The 16,089-nt window shown below is 60.1% G+C and carries 20 protein-coding genes and 1 pseudogene; 7 read left to right on the top strand and 14 right to left on the bottom strand.

Annotation, left to right across the window (positions count from 1 at the left end):
• The first annotated feature begins 123 nt into the window (after nt 1–123).
• Nucleotides 124–519 (top strand): hypothetical protein, encoded by a 396-nt coding sequence (locus tag LMTR21_RS28535; RefSeq protein ID WP_065754523.1) that lies wholly within the window; start codon nt 124–126, stop codon nt 517–519.
• A 92-nt stretch (nt 520–611) separates the two neighbouring features.
• Here the strand turns inward: LMTR21_RS28535 and LMTR21_RS28540 are convergent.
• Nucleotides 612–929: pseudogene (locus tag LMTR21_RS28540) on the bottom strand (transposase); the annotation flags it as partial.
• A 175-nt stretch (nt 930–1,104) separates the two neighbouring features.
• On the bottom strand, nt 1,105–1,278 hold the full coding sequence (locus tag LMTR21_RS40350; protein WP_187399214.1) for a hypothetical protein: 174 nt from the start codon (nt 1,276–1,278) through the stop codon (nt 1,105–1,107).
• Nucleotides 1,279–1,779: 501 nt separating this feature from the next.
• Between LMTR21_RS40350 and LMTR21_RS28545 the strand changes: the two genes are divergently transcribed.
• Nucleotides 1,780–2,157 (top strand): DUF6766 family protein, encoded by a 378-nt coding sequence (locus LMTR21_RS28545; protein ID WP_246174381.1) that lies wholly within the window; start codon nt 1,780–1,782, stop codon nt 2,155–2,157.
• Nucleotides 2,158–2,470: 313 nt separating this feature from the next.
• Here LMTR21_RS28545 and LMTR21_RS28550 read toward each other — a convergent pair whose 3' ends face one another.
• From LMTR21_RS28550 to LMTR21_RS28575, 6 genes are all read right to left on the bottom strand, one after another.
• Nucleotides 2,471–2,686: a hypothetical protein gene (locus LMTR21_RS28550; protein WP_065754365.1), complete on the bottom strand. Its 216-nt coding sequence runs from the start codon at nt 2,684–2,686 to the stop codon at nt 2,471–2,473.
• A gap of 829 nt (nt 2,687–3,515) precedes the next feature.
• Nucleotides 3,516–4,250, bottom strand: a complete 735-nt coding sequence (locus tag LMTR21_RS28555) for a hypothetical protein (RefSeq protein ID WP_065754364.1) — start codon at nt 4,248–4,250, stop codon at nt 3,516–3,518.
• Nucleotides 4,247–4,663: a phage holin family protein gene (locus LMTR21_RS28560; protein WP_065754363.1), complete on the bottom strand. Its 417-nt coding sequence runs from the start codon at nt 4,661–4,663 to the stop codon at nt 4,247–4,249. Before LMTR21_RS28560 ends, LMTR21_RS28555 begins: the two co-directional genes overlap by 4 nt.
• Entirely contained in the window at nt 4,660–5,241 is a 582-nt protein-coding gene (locus LMTR21_RS28565; protein ID WP_065754362.1) for a hypothetical protein, read from the bottom strand. The genes LMTR21_RS28560 and LMTR21_RS28565 overlap by 4 nt, the downstream gene beginning before the upstream one ends.
• Nucleotides 5,242–5,252: 11 nt before the next feature.
• Nucleotides 5,253–6,236, bottom strand: coding sequence for a DUF3618 domain-containing protein (locus LMTR21_RS28570; protein ID WP_065754361.1), 984 nt, complete (start codon nt 6,234–6,236; stop codon nt 5,253–5,255).
• Nucleotides 6,237–6,887: 651 nt separating this feature from the next.
• Entirely contained in the window at nt 6,888–7,679 is a 792-nt protein-coding gene (locus tag LMTR21_RS28575) for an SDR family NAD(P)-dependent oxidoreductase (RefSeq protein WP_065754521.1), read from the bottom strand.
• A 133-nt stretch (nt 7,680–7,812) separates the two neighbouring features.
• On the opposite strand from LMTR21_RS28575, the gene LMTR21_RS28580 reads away from it, so the two are divergent.
• The gene (locus LMTR21_RS28580) at nt 7,813–8,988 is read left to right on the top strand and encodes a zinc-dependent alcohol dehydrogenase (protein ID WP_065754360.1); all 1,176 of its coding nucleotides are present in this window, start codon (nt 7,813–7,815) and stop codon (nt 8,986–8,988) included.
• 321 nt (nt 8,989–9,309) lie between these two features.
• Here the strand turns inward: LMTR21_RS28580 and LMTR21_RS28585 are convergent, their stop codons facing one another.
• Nucleotides 9,310–10,380, bottom strand: coding sequence for an ROK family protein (locus LMTR21_RS28585; RefSeq protein WP_065754359.1), 1,071 nt, complete (start codon nt 10,378–10,380; stop codon nt 9,310–9,312).
• A gap of 145 nt (nt 10,381–10,525) precedes the next feature.
• On the opposite strand from LMTR21_RS28585, the gene LMTR21_RS28590 reads away from it, so the two are divergent.
• Entirely contained in the window at nt 10,526–11,041 is a 516-nt protein-coding gene (locus LMTR21_RS28590; RefSeq protein ID WP_065754358.1) for a YciE/YciF ferroxidase family protein, read from the top strand.
• Between the two features lie 12 nt (nt 11,042–11,053).
• Here the strand turns inward: LMTR21_RS28590 and LMTR21_RS28595 are convergent, their stop codons facing one another.
• From LMTR21_RS28595 to LMTR21_RS28610, 4 genes are read right to left on the bottom strand one after another with little or no spacing between them, the layout of a single operon-like run.
• Nucleotides 11,054–11,542 (bottom strand): DUF3147 family protein, encoded by a 489-nt coding sequence (locus tag LMTR21_RS28595; protein ID WP_065754357.1) that lies wholly within the window; start codon nt 11,540–11,542, stop codon nt 11,054–11,056.
• Nucleotides 11,539–11,886, bottom strand: coding sequence for a DUF3147 family protein (locus tag LMTR21_RS28600; RefSeq protein WP_065754356.1), 348 nt, complete (start codon nt 11,884–11,886; stop codon nt 11,539–11,541). Before LMTR21_RS28600 ends, LMTR21_RS28595 begins: the two co-directional genes overlap by 4 nt.
• Nucleotides 11,883–12,488: a cupin domain-containing protein gene (locus LMTR21_RS28605; protein WP_065754355.1), complete on the bottom strand. Its 606-nt coding sequence runs from the start codon at nt 12,486–12,488 to the stop codon at nt 11,883–11,885. The genes LMTR21_RS28600 and LMTR21_RS28605 overlap by 4 nt, the downstream gene beginning before the upstream one ends.
• Nucleotides 12,475–13,113 carry a phosphatase PAP2 family protein gene (locus tag LMTR21_RS28610; RefSeq protein ID WP_065754354.1) on the bottom strand — a complete coding sequence of 213 codons (639 nt, stop codon included), beginning with the start codon at nt 13,111–13,113 and terminating at the stop codon, nt 12,475–12,477. The genes LMTR21_RS28605 and LMTR21_RS28610 overlap by 14 nt, the downstream gene beginning before the upstream one ends.
• Before the next feature lie 338 nt (nt 13,114–13,451).
• Between LMTR21_RS28610 and LMTR21_RS28615 the strand changes: the two genes are divergently transcribed.
• Entirely contained in the window at nt 13,452–13,655 is a 204-nt protein-coding gene (locus LMTR21_RS28615) for a hypothetical protein (RefSeq protein ID WP_065754353.1), read from the top strand.
• Complete coding sequence (locus LMTR21_RS28620; protein ID WP_065754352.1) at nt 13,655–13,834, top strand: DUF3606 domain-containing protein; 180 nt, start codon at nt 13,655–13,657, stop codon at nt 13,832–13,834. The genes LMTR21_RS28615 and LMTR21_RS28620 overlap by 1 nt, the downstream gene beginning before the upstream one ends.
• Nucleotides 13,835–14,372: 538 nt before the next feature.
• Here the strand turns inward: LMTR21_RS28620 and LMTR21_RS28625 are convergent.
• Nucleotides 14,373–15,245 carry a YihY/virulence factor BrkB family protein gene (locus tag LMTR21_RS28625; protein ID WP_065754350.1) on the bottom strand — a complete coding sequence of 291 codons (873 nt, stop codon included), beginning with the start codon at nt 15,243–15,245 and terminating at the stop codon, nt 14,373–14,375.
• Between the two features lie 202 nt (nt 15,246–15,447).
• Here LMTR21_RS28625 and LMTR21_RS28630 point away from each other — a divergent pair, with 202 nt between their 5' ends.
• The gene (locus tag LMTR21_RS28630) at nt 15,448–16,065 is read left to right on the top strand and encodes a cysteine hydrolase family protein (protein ID WP_065754520.1); all 618 of its coding nucleotides are present in this window, start codon (nt 15,448–15,450) and stop codon (nt 16,063–16,065) included.
• Nucleotides 16,066–16,089 lie beyond the last annotated feature (24 nt).

Below are 16,089 nucleotides of genomic sequence, written 5' to 3' on the forward strand. Positions count from 1 at the left end.
TTGCCAGACCGTCGACCTCTGCAGACCAGATCGTAGCCAGATTGAAGGAACCACCGAACATCTATGGACGTTTTCCTGCATCCCTCATTTCGAGCGAGAGACAACCTCAAGCAGGAGGTTCAGATGTCCACACGCACAGCAATCACAGCAGCATTCGCCCTTGTCCTCGCGGGGCCAGCGTTTGCTGATTGTAACCAAGAACTGAAAACGCTCGAACAGAATGTCGTTGCCGCCGGGACGGGCGCGAGCACGAGCGAAACGGGAATGCCGGGGACCAAGCACCAAGAGGAGGTTCTGGCCACCAAGCAAAAGAGCGGTGAGCCTGAAACCACCGGATCAACGGCACCGGCTGTGACTCCCACTTCACCGCATCAGGAGCAAGTTACCAAGCGCGGCACTCAGAGCGCCGAACATGCCAACCAGCTGATTGCCGAAGCCCGCAAGTTGTCCGCGGCTGGCAACGAACAAGAGTGTATGAAGAAAGCGGCAGAGCTCAAGGACGTCCTGGGAATCAAGTGAGCGTCGCAAGGCGCGACTTTCGCTCTGGGTCTTGGCCGTGTAAAAACGGCCGCAAAGGACGTGGGTCCTAGAAGCCGGGAGCCGCGCTTGTCTCAGGCCGCGATCGCAGTGATCAGCGGCCTGATCCCGACGATGTTCATGACCCGTGTCAGATTATAGGCCAGGACCGAGAGTGCCATTTCAGCGGCTACTTTTGGAAGCGTTTTGGTGAGGAAGTGTGTGGCGCCCATGCGGGCCTTCATCGTGCCGAACGGATGCTCGACTGTCTCTCGACGCTGGCGCATGGCTTGTGGGTTTGCATCAAGGCGCTGCTGCACAGCGTCGAGCAGATGCTCATGTTCCCATCGGGGACTCCGCCGCTCTGGCCCCGTCGTGCATTGGGATTTGAGCGAACAATCTCGACAGGCTGTGGTCCAGCCTCTCTGACGCTCCGGCCCGAAGCAACTGAGGGCGGCCGCGGAAGAAAGTGCGTTTCTCATTCCGGAAGCGGCGCGCCTGGAGTCTCGCTACTCCAGCATCCGGTGCCCCGTCCACATTTTCCACGGAACCGGCGACCAGCTTATCGAACCCGAGCAGGCCAGACGTCTACACAATGTGCTCAGCCGCTCCGACCTGCACCTCGTGAATGATACCGGGCACATGGTGACCTATGCCGACGATGGCGGCATTGCGCAGGCCGTCGACAACCTGAATGTTTGCCACCAGTAGCCGTTCGGATCGTCTCGTCGCGGGATGAGGACGGCAGTAGCTGCAGGTCATTTACTATCCCAGGTTCCGCAGCCTGGGATCATCCTTGGACAGATAGCGGGTGACGTTTCGGTGCCTGGCGCATTGGAATGGCTCAACGCCCAAGTTGCTGGGGCAGTTACGTTCGGATACCGGAGCGATCTTTGAGGCAGCCTGCGGGAAAAGTGGCACTCCGAGGAACAAGCGCCCGCCAGCGGAGTCGGTTTGTGGCTTCCGGCTTTTGCTCCCGAAGCGCCCCGCCGGAAGAAAGACTCGGGGCTGGCGGCCCCAGCTATCCGACTTGATCTGGGGCCTTTTCTTTCAGATGCCGTCGATGATCTCAGCTCTCCCTGGGCCTCAGGTCGTTTCGCATCAATCGTCGAGGCCTCCTTCATGTGAGCGTGGGATATCGCGAAGGCGCGCAGTTACGGCGGAACACAATCTTGTCCGGCGCGGTTGAAGGGCTAACCGAGGTAAAGAGAACCCTTGATCATGACCCGACATTCGATCTGGAAGCGTTACGGATTTGCCTGGGTGACGGGCGCCCTGTTCGTCATCACGCTCTCCGGCCACTGGATCTTCGGTTGGTTTGCCTACGTCAACGAGCAGCAGGCGCACCAGCAGCCGATCGAGATCGGCGATTATGCGATCCAAATGATGCGCGACACCCTTGAAAACTGGCAATCCGAATTCCTGCAACTGATCTGGCAGGTTGCCGGGCTCGCAATTCTCCTGCATGTAGGCTCGCCGCAATCAAAGGAAGGCGATGATCGGATGGAGGCCAAGATCGACGCGATCCTCTTGGCCGTTGAGCCAAAGAAAGCCGACGAACTCCTCAAGCGCATCGATGGGGAGTATGAGGGCCGGAATACCGACGCCCGCTTTGTGCGGGAACTGGAGCGCAAACGATAGCGCGATAAGTCCTGCGATCGCTTCTTCACCCCGCCCTTCCGGGCATCGACTGGTGCTCTCATCCTCCCGTTGGTTTACAGCCGATGACGAAGGGAGAAACCTTGACGCTTCCGAAGGTTCCGGAAATCGGGAAGCGACGCCAAGTCCGGGACGTTCACGGGACCATTTGATCGATCTGTTTTGTTAGCGGAGCTTGCGGCAGCGTAAGAAGCCGGCGACAATCGGCGTCAAAGCGCCCTTCCCCAGATTCGTGACGGCAAGGAAATGTTCGCACACGCCTGCGAGTCTTGTCCTCCGCTGCCAGGGCCGTTTATTAGGCCTGAGCGAGTTCGATCTGCTCAGAACGTTTTGTGTTCGCATCGTAAACCTTGATCTGAAGGTTGGAAAAACGCGTCTTCAAGCCCTTGGCTGCTTGGATAGCAAAATCTCGGGTTTCGAACTCCTGCTTCGCGTGGCCATCAACGATGAGGGCGTAACCACTTGTCGGAAGGTCGGTCGGCGCCCTGATCGTTGCGGCTCGCGCCGCCACAGGCGTTCGTTGCGTGCGCTATTGTCGCATGGTGGAAGCTCCAAATGGGGGATGCTTTACAACGACCCTGCAACGCAACTGTTCCACGAACTGCACGAGCAAGGACCGGATGTGTGTTGCGTTGCAAGACACGGTGACGGATCGGGAACAAGTTGCAATGGCCCAAGTTGCTCCATTGAGGGCAAACTGAGGAGGAGCAACTTATGCCGGTTATATTGTTGTGGGCTGTGCCGACCATTATCGTCGTGGGGGCGTCATACTATTTGGTTCGCGCCGTCCACTAGGCGGGCCTGTTTAAGCAAAGGTCTATCGAAGCGAGAACCCCAGCGCTTCCGTGCTGAGGCCACTTCTAAGATTAAAGGAATTTCGAGTGACGCCCCGCGAACGCCGAGACATGCCGTGGCTCCTGACGACGTTTGCTGTCGTCATCGTTATCATAATCTGTGGTGCCGTTTTTCGGTGGCAGTAGGCTCAAGCCTGAAAGCCGGCTCTTCGCGCGCGATCAAGCACTTTGCCACGAGCTTCGACTGCTCGAGCTGGAGCAGCCGTTGGGGATCATCTCCCCACGGGATAAGGACGGCAACAGCTAAGGCGAGACAAGGTCGAGCGCGAGTACGTCGAGCTCGCACTCCGGGTAAATCTCCCGAAGCAGCGTCTGTGGCTCGAAGCAGCGTCTGTGGCATGCCGGCCTGCTTCACCCGATCATCAACTTCGGCGCCCGTGTCGCTGATTTCAGCCTTAGCGTATCCGAGGCCTCGAGCAGCCACTGCGATACCGTTTCTGCGCGCGTATCACCACATCGAAGCGCCTCCGGCTCAACCCGGGCCAGTTAGGACGACATTATCTTTTCCCGTGCGGCGTCTGCGGCATCCATACCGGCCTGTTTCACCCGATCGACGGCTTCGGCGCCCGTGTCGCCAAGTTCGGCCTTGAGCGTATCGGAAGCTTCGCGCAGACTTTTCGATACCGCGCCAGCACGTGTATTCAGATCAGCTTTCACATCGTCGCTGAGTTCGCCGATCCATTCGTTCTCGAGGTCGGACGCCCGGAACGCTCCCGCCACTGCTACTCCGATCGCCAAGCCCACAACCCCGAGGACGAGAGGTTGACGTTCGAGCACGTCGGCCACCGATGATTGCGCTTTCGTGAGAGTCTCCTTTCCAGGAAGTACATTGCCTAGCTTGTCAAAGTTTTCCCGGGCATAGGCGACACCTTCGTCGACTCTTTCCCGGATCTTGTCAGCCGCTCCTGAAAGGGAGGCGGAAGCGACACTGCTGGCTTCGCGCAGGGTTTCACCGACGCCGATGACGCCTCCTTGGTTCATTTCGGGTGCGGTCGGCGGCGACGCGGTCCGCTGGAGTCCGGACGCGGCCGCACGAACGTTGCGCGCGCCGGTATCGACGATCGGCGAAGCCGCGGCCGTCACTGAATACGCAGCGCTCTTCAGCTTTTTGTCGCCGACCAATAGCCAGAACGCGCCGCCTCCGATAAGGGCCGCCGCAAGGGGATTTTCGCGGATCTCCGCGACCAGGCTATCGAAAAAGCCGGTTTGCGTGCTGTTCATCGCACCATTCCTTTCACGGTGTCCTTGTCCTTTTCGAGCTGCCGGATGGTTTCACGAGGCGCGAGATTTCGCGTGTCGAGCCGTTTGATGCCGATCGCAAACAGCACGCCGGCAACTACCGCGGCCAAGGCAGCCGAGATCAAATACGAAACCGGCTGCGACCAACCTGCGGCGATCAATGCCGCGGACAACGCGAACAGCGCCATGACCAGGGCGGGGATAACCAGCACCGCGCCGCCGGCAATGAAGCCCAGCGCGCCACTGACCTTCTGAACCTTCTCGCCGAATTCAGCCTTGGCGAGATCTACCTCGTTCTGAAATAGCTTGGCGAACTGCGACAGCGCATCGCCCAGTAGCGTGGAGATGGTTCGAAGGTCGTCCTTGCTCGTTCTGATATCGTTCTGAATGCTCATGACATGTTGCTTCGCTGTGTGGATGACGATTGCTCCCGGGCATTTTCAGGCCGTTTCGAAGCTGAAGACTGCCCGCTGGACGCCTTGAGGAAGCGGACTGCCGCGAACCCAGCAAGCACGGAGATCCCGAGAAACGCGGCTGGCTGCCGCCTCGCGAAGTCGGTTGCGCCGTGGACGAGGTCGCGGAAGCTTCCGTTGCGGATTTTCTCGGCGGCATCGTCGACATATCCGGCGGCGGAATTGATGCCGCGGGCAGCGAAAGGCGCGTCGCTCTCGAAGGCGTGGGCCGCTTCGCGAATGTTGCCGGCAAGACGCTCGACGAAGTCGGCGCCTGACCGCTGCTTGTCGCGCGTCTGGTCCTCGATCTGGTCCGCTGTCCCGGAGGCCACGTCCTTGGCGGCGTCAGCCGCTTCCTTGAACTTGTCGCGCGCAACATCGGTCGACGCTTGCTGGGCGTCGCCGGCGCGCTGCTTCACTTCGGCTCCAGCATCCGCCATCTGATCCTTCAGGCTCTGCGAAGCGCCGGTATTCTGATTCTGGGTGAAATTCGTCCTTTTGGTCAGGTCCAAATCGCTCATGGTATCTACTTTCAGGTGTTCGGGTTTCGAGAAGGATTGAAGGCTGCGCTCACCACGTCGTCGGCGGTTTCCTTGAGCGTGTCGGCAATGTTTTGTGTCATGCGGCTGGTGTGTCGCCCGAGATCGGCCTCGGAGAAGCTTTTCGCCGCAGCGTCGGCCGCCGACATCGTCGCATCCCTGGCGGCCTCAAATCCGGATTGCGCCGCCTCGCCCGCCGCCTGCTTCACGCTGTCACTCGCCTCGCCCATCGCGTTGACTTCGGCCTTGGTCTCGGGAAGAGCCGCGGCAATGATCGCGCCGATTGCGATCCCCAGGCCACCGATCAGCGCCGCGTTGTCGCCGATGACTTGGCGAGCCTTTGCAGGCGCTGTCGCTGCCGCGTCCTTTGCTGCGCCTGCCGTGTCCATGACGGCATCCACGCCGCCCCTGAGTTTGTCGCCGACCGTGCTGGCGGCCTCCGCTGCGCGGCTCCGGAGATTGTCGGCCGCGCCGGCAGCCGTATCGCGCGCGTCAATGGCCATGCCGGTGGCCTGGCTCTGAGCCGAAGCGAGTTGGTCCTTGACGTCGCCCCGCAGTGCCTCAGCGCGATCCGCCGCATCACCCAGCATTTCCCCGGCCTTCTCCACCGCCGGGGCGGCCGCTTCGGCGACGCGGTCGCGGGCTGTTTTGGAGGTCAGGACGAGGCCGGCTCCGATCATCAGAAGCGGCAGCGGGAAACCACGCGCGAGGCGCAGCAACGGTACCGCAACCGCCGTGGCCGCGGCGACCGCGCGCATCGGATTATCCATGGCCTGCTGCTTCAGCGCCTCGACCCAGCTTTGGGTCGTGTGGTTGATGTAACCCGAAACTTCCGATCTGATGTGTTGCGGCGAAACCTTATGACGGATGTCATCGGCGGTATCTGATATCCGCTCCCTCAACTGATCGACGGTGGCCGCCAACTCGGCACGGCTCCGCTCGGACTCACGTTTCAGATCTTCCACTGATCGTGTCATGACTTATCCCCTTGGATTTCTTTCGGGACGAACTCACGCTGTGTTGAATCGTTCCTCGGGCAGACGAAGGCATCGGTCGGGATGTACAAGCACGTCCGGCGGACGACAAAGGTGCGCAGCTATAGCGCTCTAATTTCACGGTGCCGCTCAGGACCAACCGCACGCTGCGCCCGCGGGAGCGTTCCCATTCTTGTTGCATGCAGCGCGGCGTCGCAGCCGGCGCCCGAAACGCCGCAACCAGCCGCGGCAGAGAGCCGACTCGGCATTTAGCCGCGGCCTCGATCCTATTCGCCGTCGGCGACTCTGATCGGCTGCGGTTACAGGCGATCGTCGGTTTCGGGCTCGGTCGGATGGGCGATGCTGATCACGTACCCACTTGCGGTCCGGCTGGGCTGGCTCGCGACGGTGGCGGGGCTTTGTGCATCGAGCGAAGCATTGGGAACTCGCTCGTGCGCCGATCTTCTCAGTGGTTAGGAACGACGAATGGGCAAGCAAGTCACCGTGGAAGTACGTGTACGTCATTCCACCGAAAGCTCGCAGCCGGCGATCTCGAATGCGAGGCGGCCGTGATTGGATCTAGCATCGCTGGCCTATCGAGATCAGTGCAAACGCGGCGGGCTGGGGGCGAAGCACTTGCCATAAACATCAGCCTTATGATTTTGCCGTACCAGGCTCCGCCTTCTTGCGATGCTGCTTGGCAAGGAGTTCGGCCGGCGTCACATTGGCAACCGCCGATTGGATTTTGTTTTTCAGGCCGGTGACAACATCCCCTTCGCCCTTCATCATGGCCTCAAAGCCCATTCGGGCGACCATGGCGGCGTCATCCTTGTCTTCGGATCCGACTTTAGTATCGAGCATGTCCGCACGGACGAAGAACTCCGTTTCCGTAGCCCCGGGCATCAAGCAGGTAACGGTAACCTTCGTACCGCGCAGTTCCTCCCGCAGCGCGAATGAGAATGAATTCAAATAGGCCTTGGTCGCATTGTAGACCGCCTGAAAGCTGCCGGGGGTGAAGCCGGCAATCGAGCCGGTGATCAGAATGCGTCCTTCATTGCGACGCCGCATGTCCTGGCCAACACGGTGGATCAGACAGGTGGTGCCGGTGGCATTAGTGTCGATGACCCGACGAATGCGGTCCCAGTCCTGATCAAGGAAAGCATGGCCTAGGCCGCGGCCGGCATTGGCCATCAGCAAGTCAACTTTGCGGTCCTGAGCGGCCTCACAGAGCTTGTCGACACCTTTGACGGTGGCAAGGTCGGCTTGAACCGTCACGATGGCGCTACTGTTCGCTTCGTCGCGCAGCGCTTGCGCGGCCGTCTCGATTTCGGGCTCATCCGCCGCGACCAGAAGGTCGTAGCCCTTGGCCGCGCAAAGTCGGGCAAGCTCAAAACCAATGCCGGTCGAGGCGCCTGTCACGATCGCAAATTGTCCGGCCATGGCCATCTCCATCTAGGCTTTCCGCATTTTTAGTTGGCTTTGGACCTAATCGAACTGACGCGAGACCGTTCCTATTTGGAAAAGGAACAAGCCGCTGCGCTCACGCTTGGTCTCGTCAAACACCTCTTTGGAGCAGTCCATGAAAGCCCTCACCTGGCACGGCAAGAGCGATGTTCGCTGTGAATCGGTTCCCGATCCGAAGATTCAGAATGGGCGCGACGCAATCATCAAGGTAACGGCCTGCGCGATCTGCGGCTCGGATCTGCATCTGTTCGACGGCATCATGCCGACGATGGAAAAGGGCGACGTACTCGGCCACGAGACCATGGGCGAGGTTGTCGAGGTCGGCAAGGACAACACGAGGCTCAAGGTGGGGGATCGGGTAGTGGTGCCGTTCACCATTGCCTGCGGCGAATGCTTCTTTTGCAAGAATGGCTTTTACTCCGGCTGCGAACGCTCCAACCCCAACGCGAAGCAGGCCGAGAAACTCTGGGGCCATTCTCCAGCCGGCCTCTTCGGCTATTCGCATATGCTGGGCGGTTTCGCCGGCGGCCAGGCGGAATACATGCGCGTCCCCTATGCCGACGTCGGTCCCTACAAGATTCCAGAGGGGCTCACGGATGAGCAGGTGTTGTTCCTGTCAGATATCTTCCCGACTGGCTACATGGCCGCCGATTTCTGCAACCTCAAGGGCGGAGAGACGGTTGCGGTGTGGGGCTGCGGACCGGTTGGCCAATTTGCAATCAAGAGCGCATTCTTGCTGGGCGCCGAGCGTGTGATTGCGATCGATACGGTACCCGAGCGCCTGGCGCTCGCTACGAACTCAGGCGCCATCACGCTGGATTTCATGAAGGAAGATATTTACGAGCGCATCCAAGAACTCACGCAAGGTCGCGGCGCCGATGCCTGCATCGATGCGGTCGGCACCGAGCCCGAAACCAAGGCAAGCGCGGATTCCGTGATTGACCGTATCAAGGTAGCAACCTTCATGGGTACGGATCGTCCGCATGTTTTGCGGCAGGCGATCCAATGCTGCCGCAACTTCGGCACCGTTTCCATCGTCGGCGTTTATGGAGGCATGCTTGACAACATTCCCATGGGCAGCGCAATCAATCGCGGCCTAACCTTTCGCATGGCCCAGACCCCCGTTCAGCACTACCTGCCCAAACTGATGGAACGCATCGGAAAAGGCGAGATCGATCCAAGCTTCGTCATCACCCATCGCGCTACGCTTGACGAGGGGCCAGACCTCTACAAGACGTTCCGGGCCAAGAAGGATGGCTGCATCAAAGTAGTCATGAAGCCGTTCGGCTGATGGGAGAGGTAGCCGCGAAAGAGGCGAAGTCGCATTGGGTGGCGGCCGCTCAGCTCGACCTTGTCATCAGCACGTTCTCGCCCCTCGTCAGCCAACTTGCGACGACCTGGTTAGGAAGGGATGCCGCAAGCGACTGAATGACAGTTGCCGCCATTGCCAGACGCGACGCCATGTTGAGCGCTGTGCCTACAGCAAGGCCATCGCGGTCGGCATCGCCTTCATCAATGGGCCTGATAGGCACTGGCCTTTTTTGGGCATGTTTGACCGCTGGAAGAATGAGTCGGCTTTCTCCAAGCAAGCAACAAGTGCTCCGAAATCACGTCATTTTTCAGCTTTCCCGTTGCGATTGGTGAACCGAGCATTGCCGAGCCCCGTGCCGATTGTCAGCACGCCCCAGCGTTTGACGTCCTGCATGAGAGGGGCTTCAGAAAGGCCCTGCACTACGCCATCGTTGTGCATGACGATGGCCGTGTCGTGATCTCCGATCCGCGGAATGGCTTCGACCAGGCTTGTCGGCAGGTTGAACTTGCTGCTCTCCCAGTTGCCCGGAAGGTTCTGCGCGCCCTTCTGGATCGACCCGTCGCTCTCAATGACACCGGGGCAAGCGATGCCAATGAATGGCGCGAGCTTGAAACCTTCCTTTTCCGCCTTTGAGATCAGCCCCTCGAGCATCCTGACGAGGCGCTTCACTGCGCTCTCGCGACACGGCTCATCGTCCGCATGGCGCCAAAACTCAGGCTTCCAGATGCATGCCTTTGATAGATCGGGAGACTTCTTCCGGCGCGTCTCTACTACGCCGCAGCGAACATTGGTGCCACCGATGTCGACGGCCAGGATCGAGTCGTGCGCTTCGAATATCCAAGAGGGCGCCAGGTGAAGAGCGCCGATCAGACCGGCCTCGTCCGGATTGTGACGGATGGGCTGCATCTCGATCTTGAAGTCTTCGGCTTTGAGAATGATCTCGGTGCGGGCGATCGCCAGTTCGCCGAGCCGGCTGTCGCGAAAGCCGCCGCCGACCACGATCCGCTCGGTCTTGTCCCAGGCCTTGGTATTGAGGATGCGGCGCGTGACATGGGCAAGTTCCTGCGCGAAGTCCTCGACGGCGCTGTGGACGACGGCCGAAGCCTCGGTGTCGTCGCCAATCAGGATCGCGTCGAGAGCTTTCTTGCTGATGTTTTCTGAGTGCTCCTTACCGAAGGGATCCTCGCCCGACTTGCGCAGTGGCTTCCGCCATTTCTCGAGAATGTCCCGGAAGGCGCCCTTGCTGGCGCGGTCGCCAAGGAATCCGTCCTCGTCCTTAAGTTCGATGTTGAAACTATCGACATCGACCGACGGCAGGCGTGAGGAGCCATGGGCGGCGATACCGGTCGTCGTGATCTTTTGCTCGGCCATCCTGCAACTTTCGCCCTAGATCTGGTTTCGCCGATTGCAGAGCGCTGAATGATGCGGCCAGCAGCCTCGGCTGCGACCACATGGATGGGAACCCCCAAGGGGCAACGACGTTCCATTGCCATCATTGCGAAAGGAGACGTCGAATATGGGAATCTTCACCAAGGACATCAAAACCATGGAGGACTTGCTGATCCATGGCCTGCAGGACATCTACTACGCTGAGCAGCAGATCATCAAATCCCTGCCCAAGATGATCGAAAAGGCGACCAACCGCGACCTCGCCGCGGGTCTGAAAGCCCATCTCGAAGAGACAAACAAGCAGGTCGAGCGACTTCAAAAGGTGTTCGAGAAGCTCGGCAAGGAGCCGACCGGCACGCAGTGTCCCGCGATCGATGGTATCATCAAGGAGGCCGACGAGACGGCGGGCGAGATCGAGAACAAGGCGGTACTGGACGCCGCCCTCGTCGCAGCCGCGCAGGCCGTCGAGCACTATGAAATATGCCGATACGGCACGCTGATCGCTTGGGCCGACGAGCTCGGCCACGACGAGATCGTGCGCTTCCTGACTACCAATCTGAACGAGGAAAAGGCGGCGAATACCAAGCTCAACACGGTAGCACTGCGCAAGGGCGTCAACGCGAAAGCGTCCGACGCGGCCTGACAGCAGTTCCGATCAGCTAGAACGGCTCCGCGAAATAGCGGGGCCGTTTGCTTTTCGGAGCCTTCCCGCTCTCCGAACCGACCGCATTTTGCGTCGCACGTACCAGGCGGCAATCGAAACGACCAGCCACGTGAACGATGCTGCAATGAACGCGCCCGCAACGCTGCGCTCCACGGTGAGCCAAAAGACGGCTGCGAACGCCAGCATACCCAGTGCTCCGAGCGTGGCGCCGGCGGAATCGACCGCGGCGGCCATTTGGCTGCGGCGCTCGCCGGAGAGGCCAGCTTCCCGTTTGCGGCGAATTTCGTGCTTCTCGATCAACGTTGCGCTGGCGCAGAAGATGGCCGGAAGCGCGAGGAAAAGGCCGCCTACGGACGCTCCATAGCGGCTGCTGATAAGACCGGTGAAGACGGTAGCCGCGCCACCGAGGACAAAACGCATGAGGTATTCGTACCACCGGCTTTCCTTGAGAGACGACGGCGAGAAGCGGACGGGCGTCATGTCTGCGCTCCGGCGATCGCCAGCAGAAGGAAGGCAACCGGGAGCCAAGCAGCGAGCGACAGCATGGTCGCCGGCAAGGCGCGCAGCCGCGTGCGAACGAGGAGATGACAGACGACGACGCTGTAGATGGCGAGCGCTATTGCGCCAGCCATCATGGATCGGCTCTGTACGGCTGCGTAGGCCGCGCCATGCGCGTATACCGCGATGCCAGGCGTGGCAAGCGCTACCGAGGGCGCCGCACCGAAAAGACCCGCAAAGCTCTTGGGACGCAGGACGTCGCCCAGCATCGCGAAGGCCGAAACGACCGCGCCACCAACGAGAAAGCGGACGATGTACTCGGTCATCTGGCCTTCTTCCAAAGTTTGGATAGCGACCCGCCGGACCCGGAGATCGGATCCTTGCGCGGCACCGGCACCTTCGGAATGGTCTTCAGTGCCCGCGGCCGATCCTGCACCGTTCTGCACTCGTCGTAGGTGCCGACCGGGGGATACGCCCCCACGACGAGGAAATCGTCATCGGCGGAGAGGCATTGATGACCCGTGCCAGCCGGAAGAATGACGACGTCCCCTGCTTTCAAGGTGAATATCCGTCCCTTGGCGCCGCCGAAGCGGACCCTCCCCTTGCCGCTCGCAACGCCGAGCACTTCATGGATGCGCGAGTGGTAGTGCAAGTAATCGTAGATGCTGTCGCGCCAGGTCTCACCCCACCCGTTGGCCTCAAACAGATCTTCGATCACGGCCGCCGGATCGTGGCTTTCGCCGAGATCAATAGCGCCCCGATAGATGATCAGCGGCCATCGCGGATGGTTCGGGACGAGGCCGTCGTCCTTGAAACGAACCGTGTGAGGCTTACGCGGTCGGGCGAGCGTGGCGGCTTTCCGTCTGCCGGGTCGCCGCAGGCCGGTCGCACGTTCGGCGTATTCCTTCAGGTCCTCAAGTATCGGCATGTTCGTTTTCCTTCGAGATGGCCGTGGCGATCGGATAGCCGGTCCACAGCCGCAGCAAGCGCTCAAGGGCCGCTCCGAGCGCGAAGCCCAGGACGACGTCGCTCGCCCAGTGCGCCAGGACCACAACCCGCGTCAGCGAGAGACCGATCGCGAAGGCTCGGATCGCCCGGCGGGGCTCAACCGGCAAGGTCCCGGCTGCGGATGCCAACGCGCCCATGTGAATCGCATGCCCGGAAGGAAAGGCGTCGTCGCGCTTTCCGGAAAAGGAGACTCCATGGATGTGCCCGACCACTGTCCTGCGATCGGGCCGGGTCTGGTCGAACAACGACTTCATGACGTGGGGCAGCAAAGACGATGCTGCCGTAACGAGCAGCGCGTGATTACCTGCACGCCGCAACGACTCGCTGCGGCCCCGGGAGACGATCCAGCCAGCCGTGGCCAGAACCAACAGGACCTTTTCGTCGGCACCCCAGGTCAAGGCGCGAGCCGCGTACTCCGGGGCCGGAGCCGTGTTGCGGGCGATCTCGTGCGCGATACCGACGTCCACCTTCGTTGGCCGGACGGCGATCGGAAAGCTTCGTCCGCGGCGGAGGCTATGTCCTGGAAATCTGGCCGGCTTCAACATGGTTCTAGGACTGGAAAGGTAGGTACCTTCCAACGCGCCACGTGCCGGCAAGGTCCAAACGGCTACTGGTTCAAGTGAGTCGTTAAGGGACTGGCTCGGAAATAGGAACGGCAAGCGGGCGATCGGCCCACTGCTTTGCCTTCGTTACTTCTATTGGGTCCAGCTTATCGCAGAACGGGCACCGCAATTCGGTGCGACGGTTGAGACTAGGGACTGGGACCATCCGCTTTCCGCACTGCAAACAACGTGTCACTCGGTCCATGTTGTCCCCCCTGCGGCTCCAAACTTAGGAACCTAGCTTTTGCTCCGCAGTTAAGCGTCCGCAAATGGAGGAACGAATGCAGGCAGCAATTGACCGCGTAATGCAGACCTTCGTGATGATGGCCAGCCTCACTCCCGAAGAGGCAAGGGCCGCGCAAGAAAGGCTGACGGCACATTTGGCCGGCATAGAGGCCGACGAAAAGACGCTCGCAGTCGAGGGGCTTCGCTATCTGCGCGGCCCCGATCGTGTTTCCAGGCGACGGATCGCAAGGACGATCTGATGACGGATAACCTTACAACCAGAGAGCAGCCTGACCGAAGTAAGATCAATATGAACCAGATCCATGAGGTTCGGTATTGGACGAAGCACCTCAACGTTTCGAAGGAAGAATTACAGAAGGCCGTCGAGAAAGTCGGAAATTCAGCCGCCGCCATCCGCAAGGAATTGGCGGTGGAGTGAAGGCGTGGGGTATGCTCGCGATCTCTGGAGCGAGGCCCCCACGCTTCTCAATCGCGGATCGCTTGAAGTATGCGAAGACGTGTGGGTTGAGCCAGACCTGCCTGCGGCGATCGAATACCAGGCGCACTCAGCCAAAGGAAGGTACGGCATTCGTCCTATCGCGGTGTGCGGGAGGATCTTTGAGAAAGCGAGAACCAGACTTGTATTACGATGAGGTCATCGTCTGTATGTTGCTCGCCTTCTGCATCGGCAATGCAATGATCACCGTGATCTACAGGGTAATGGCTTAACGCCCAGACACATCCATGAAGAGAAACGCGCCTTGGACTATTGACGACGACCACCGTTTGCTGGAGCTGCACAGGACTGGGCGACCATTATTTTCCATCGCCGCGGCGTTCAAACGCAGCAAATCGGCGATAGCAGCCCGCCTTTCTATTCTGCGGCGACGCGTCCGACAAGCGCCCGCTCAGTTGCAAACCGATGAGCAGTAACAGTCGAGATCCAAATTTATCGCCAGCACGGCCAAGGACTCGCCTCAAGCGCGTCCGCGGGCCACTCCGCCCGACGCAGGATGAGCATCGGTTGATGGATGATGGTGACGTCTGGAATAAGCGTGGGTGATCTCGGCGCCCATCAGAATGATTTGCGAGGTGTAGTAGACCCAGATCAACACGACCACGATCGACGCGGCAGCTCCGTAGGTTGATTCAAGGCCCTGCTTGCCGATGTAAAAGCCGATAGCGGCCTTACCTAATTCGAAGAATAGCGCCGTGAGCAGCGCGCCGAGCCAGACATCGGCCCAGGCGACGGAAACGTCTGGCAGCCATTTGAACATCATCGCGAACAGGACCGTAACAACGGCAAACGAAACCAGCATGCTGACAATATGCAAGATGCCTTCCGGCAGGTAAGGAGCGATGAACTTTCCTGCCGCGGCGAGACCTGCGGTTACAAGAAGCGACACGAGAAGCAGAAAGCCAAAAGCAAGCACCGCTGCAAACGACAAGACGTAGTTGCGGGCGAAGTGCCAGAGGCCGCTTTCCTTCGACTCCTCCACCTCCCATACGACGTTGAGAGCATCCTTCAATTGCACAACGACGCCGATGGCGGCGAACAGCAAGGCGCCTATTCCAAGGACCGTTGCGAGGACGCCTGCGGCGGGACGGCTTGCCGCAGCCAGCATCGCCTCGACAGCCTTGGCACCGGTTTCGCCCAGCATCGCTTTCAATGATGAAATGACCTGGGCAGTAACCGCCTCCTGACCGAAGAAGAGACCTGCCACAGCGCTCGCAATCAGGATGATGGGTCCAAGCGAAAAGACGGAGTAATAGGCCAGAGCCGCTCCCTGACGGGCGTCCTTGTGGCTCGACCAGTTGGCTACCGCTTCTTTTGCGACTGTCCACCACATCGATCTTAATCCTGGCTATTCGCCGATAAGGACAAAGCCTAGGCAAAAGTTCCTCGGCGGAAGAATGAGGCCTCGGGAAGTGGTTATCCGCGCGGCGTTTGCGTTCCCACACGACTTCCTGGCACCCACTTGCCGGGCAGAGCAATACAGGAACCAAGCTCTTCGGTCACCGTTGGAGCTGGCTTTCAGGGTTTGAATGGCTATGTCGAAGATCGTTGGATTACGCTACGGAGCGCCGAGCGCCAGCGCGATGCACCTATGCGTCGATATGCAAAGGATGTTTGCAGAACGCACGGAATGGAAGATGCCGTGGCTTGAGCGCGTGCTGCCTAATATCGTTTCAATAACTTCCTTGCATCCCGAAAGGACCATCTTCACGCGCTTCATCCCAGCACAGCATTCCGGTCAGGGCATGGGGATGTGGCGGCGCTATTACGAGCATTGGGCATCGATGACCGTCGATGAGCTCGGCGCGGACATGATAAATGTGGTGCCGGAGCTTGCGCGGTTTGCCCCTCCTGCCCGCTACTTCGACAAGTATGTTTATTCCCCTTGGACCGCGAGCGATCTGGACCGGCAGCTTCGCGGCGCCGGAATCGATACCCTCATTATCACCGGCGGAGAGACCGATGTCTGCGTGCTCGCAACCATGATGGGCGCTGTCGACTGGGGTTTCCGTGTCCTTCTGGTGACGGACGCCCTGTGCAGCTCGGCGGACGAGACGCACGATGCAATGATGAATGTCTATGAGAACCGGTTAGCCCAGCAGGTGGAATGCGTGTCGACGGAAGCGATTCTCGAAAATTGGCGCCTCAAGTAACATGCCGCCGCGCAGGCGCCACAC

Source organism: Bradyrhizobium paxllaeri, from assembly GCF_001693515.2.
GTDB classification, from domain to species: Bacteria; Pseudomonadota; Alphaproteobacteria; order Rhizobiales; family Xanthobacteraceae; genus Bradyrhizobium; species Bradyrhizobium paxllaeri.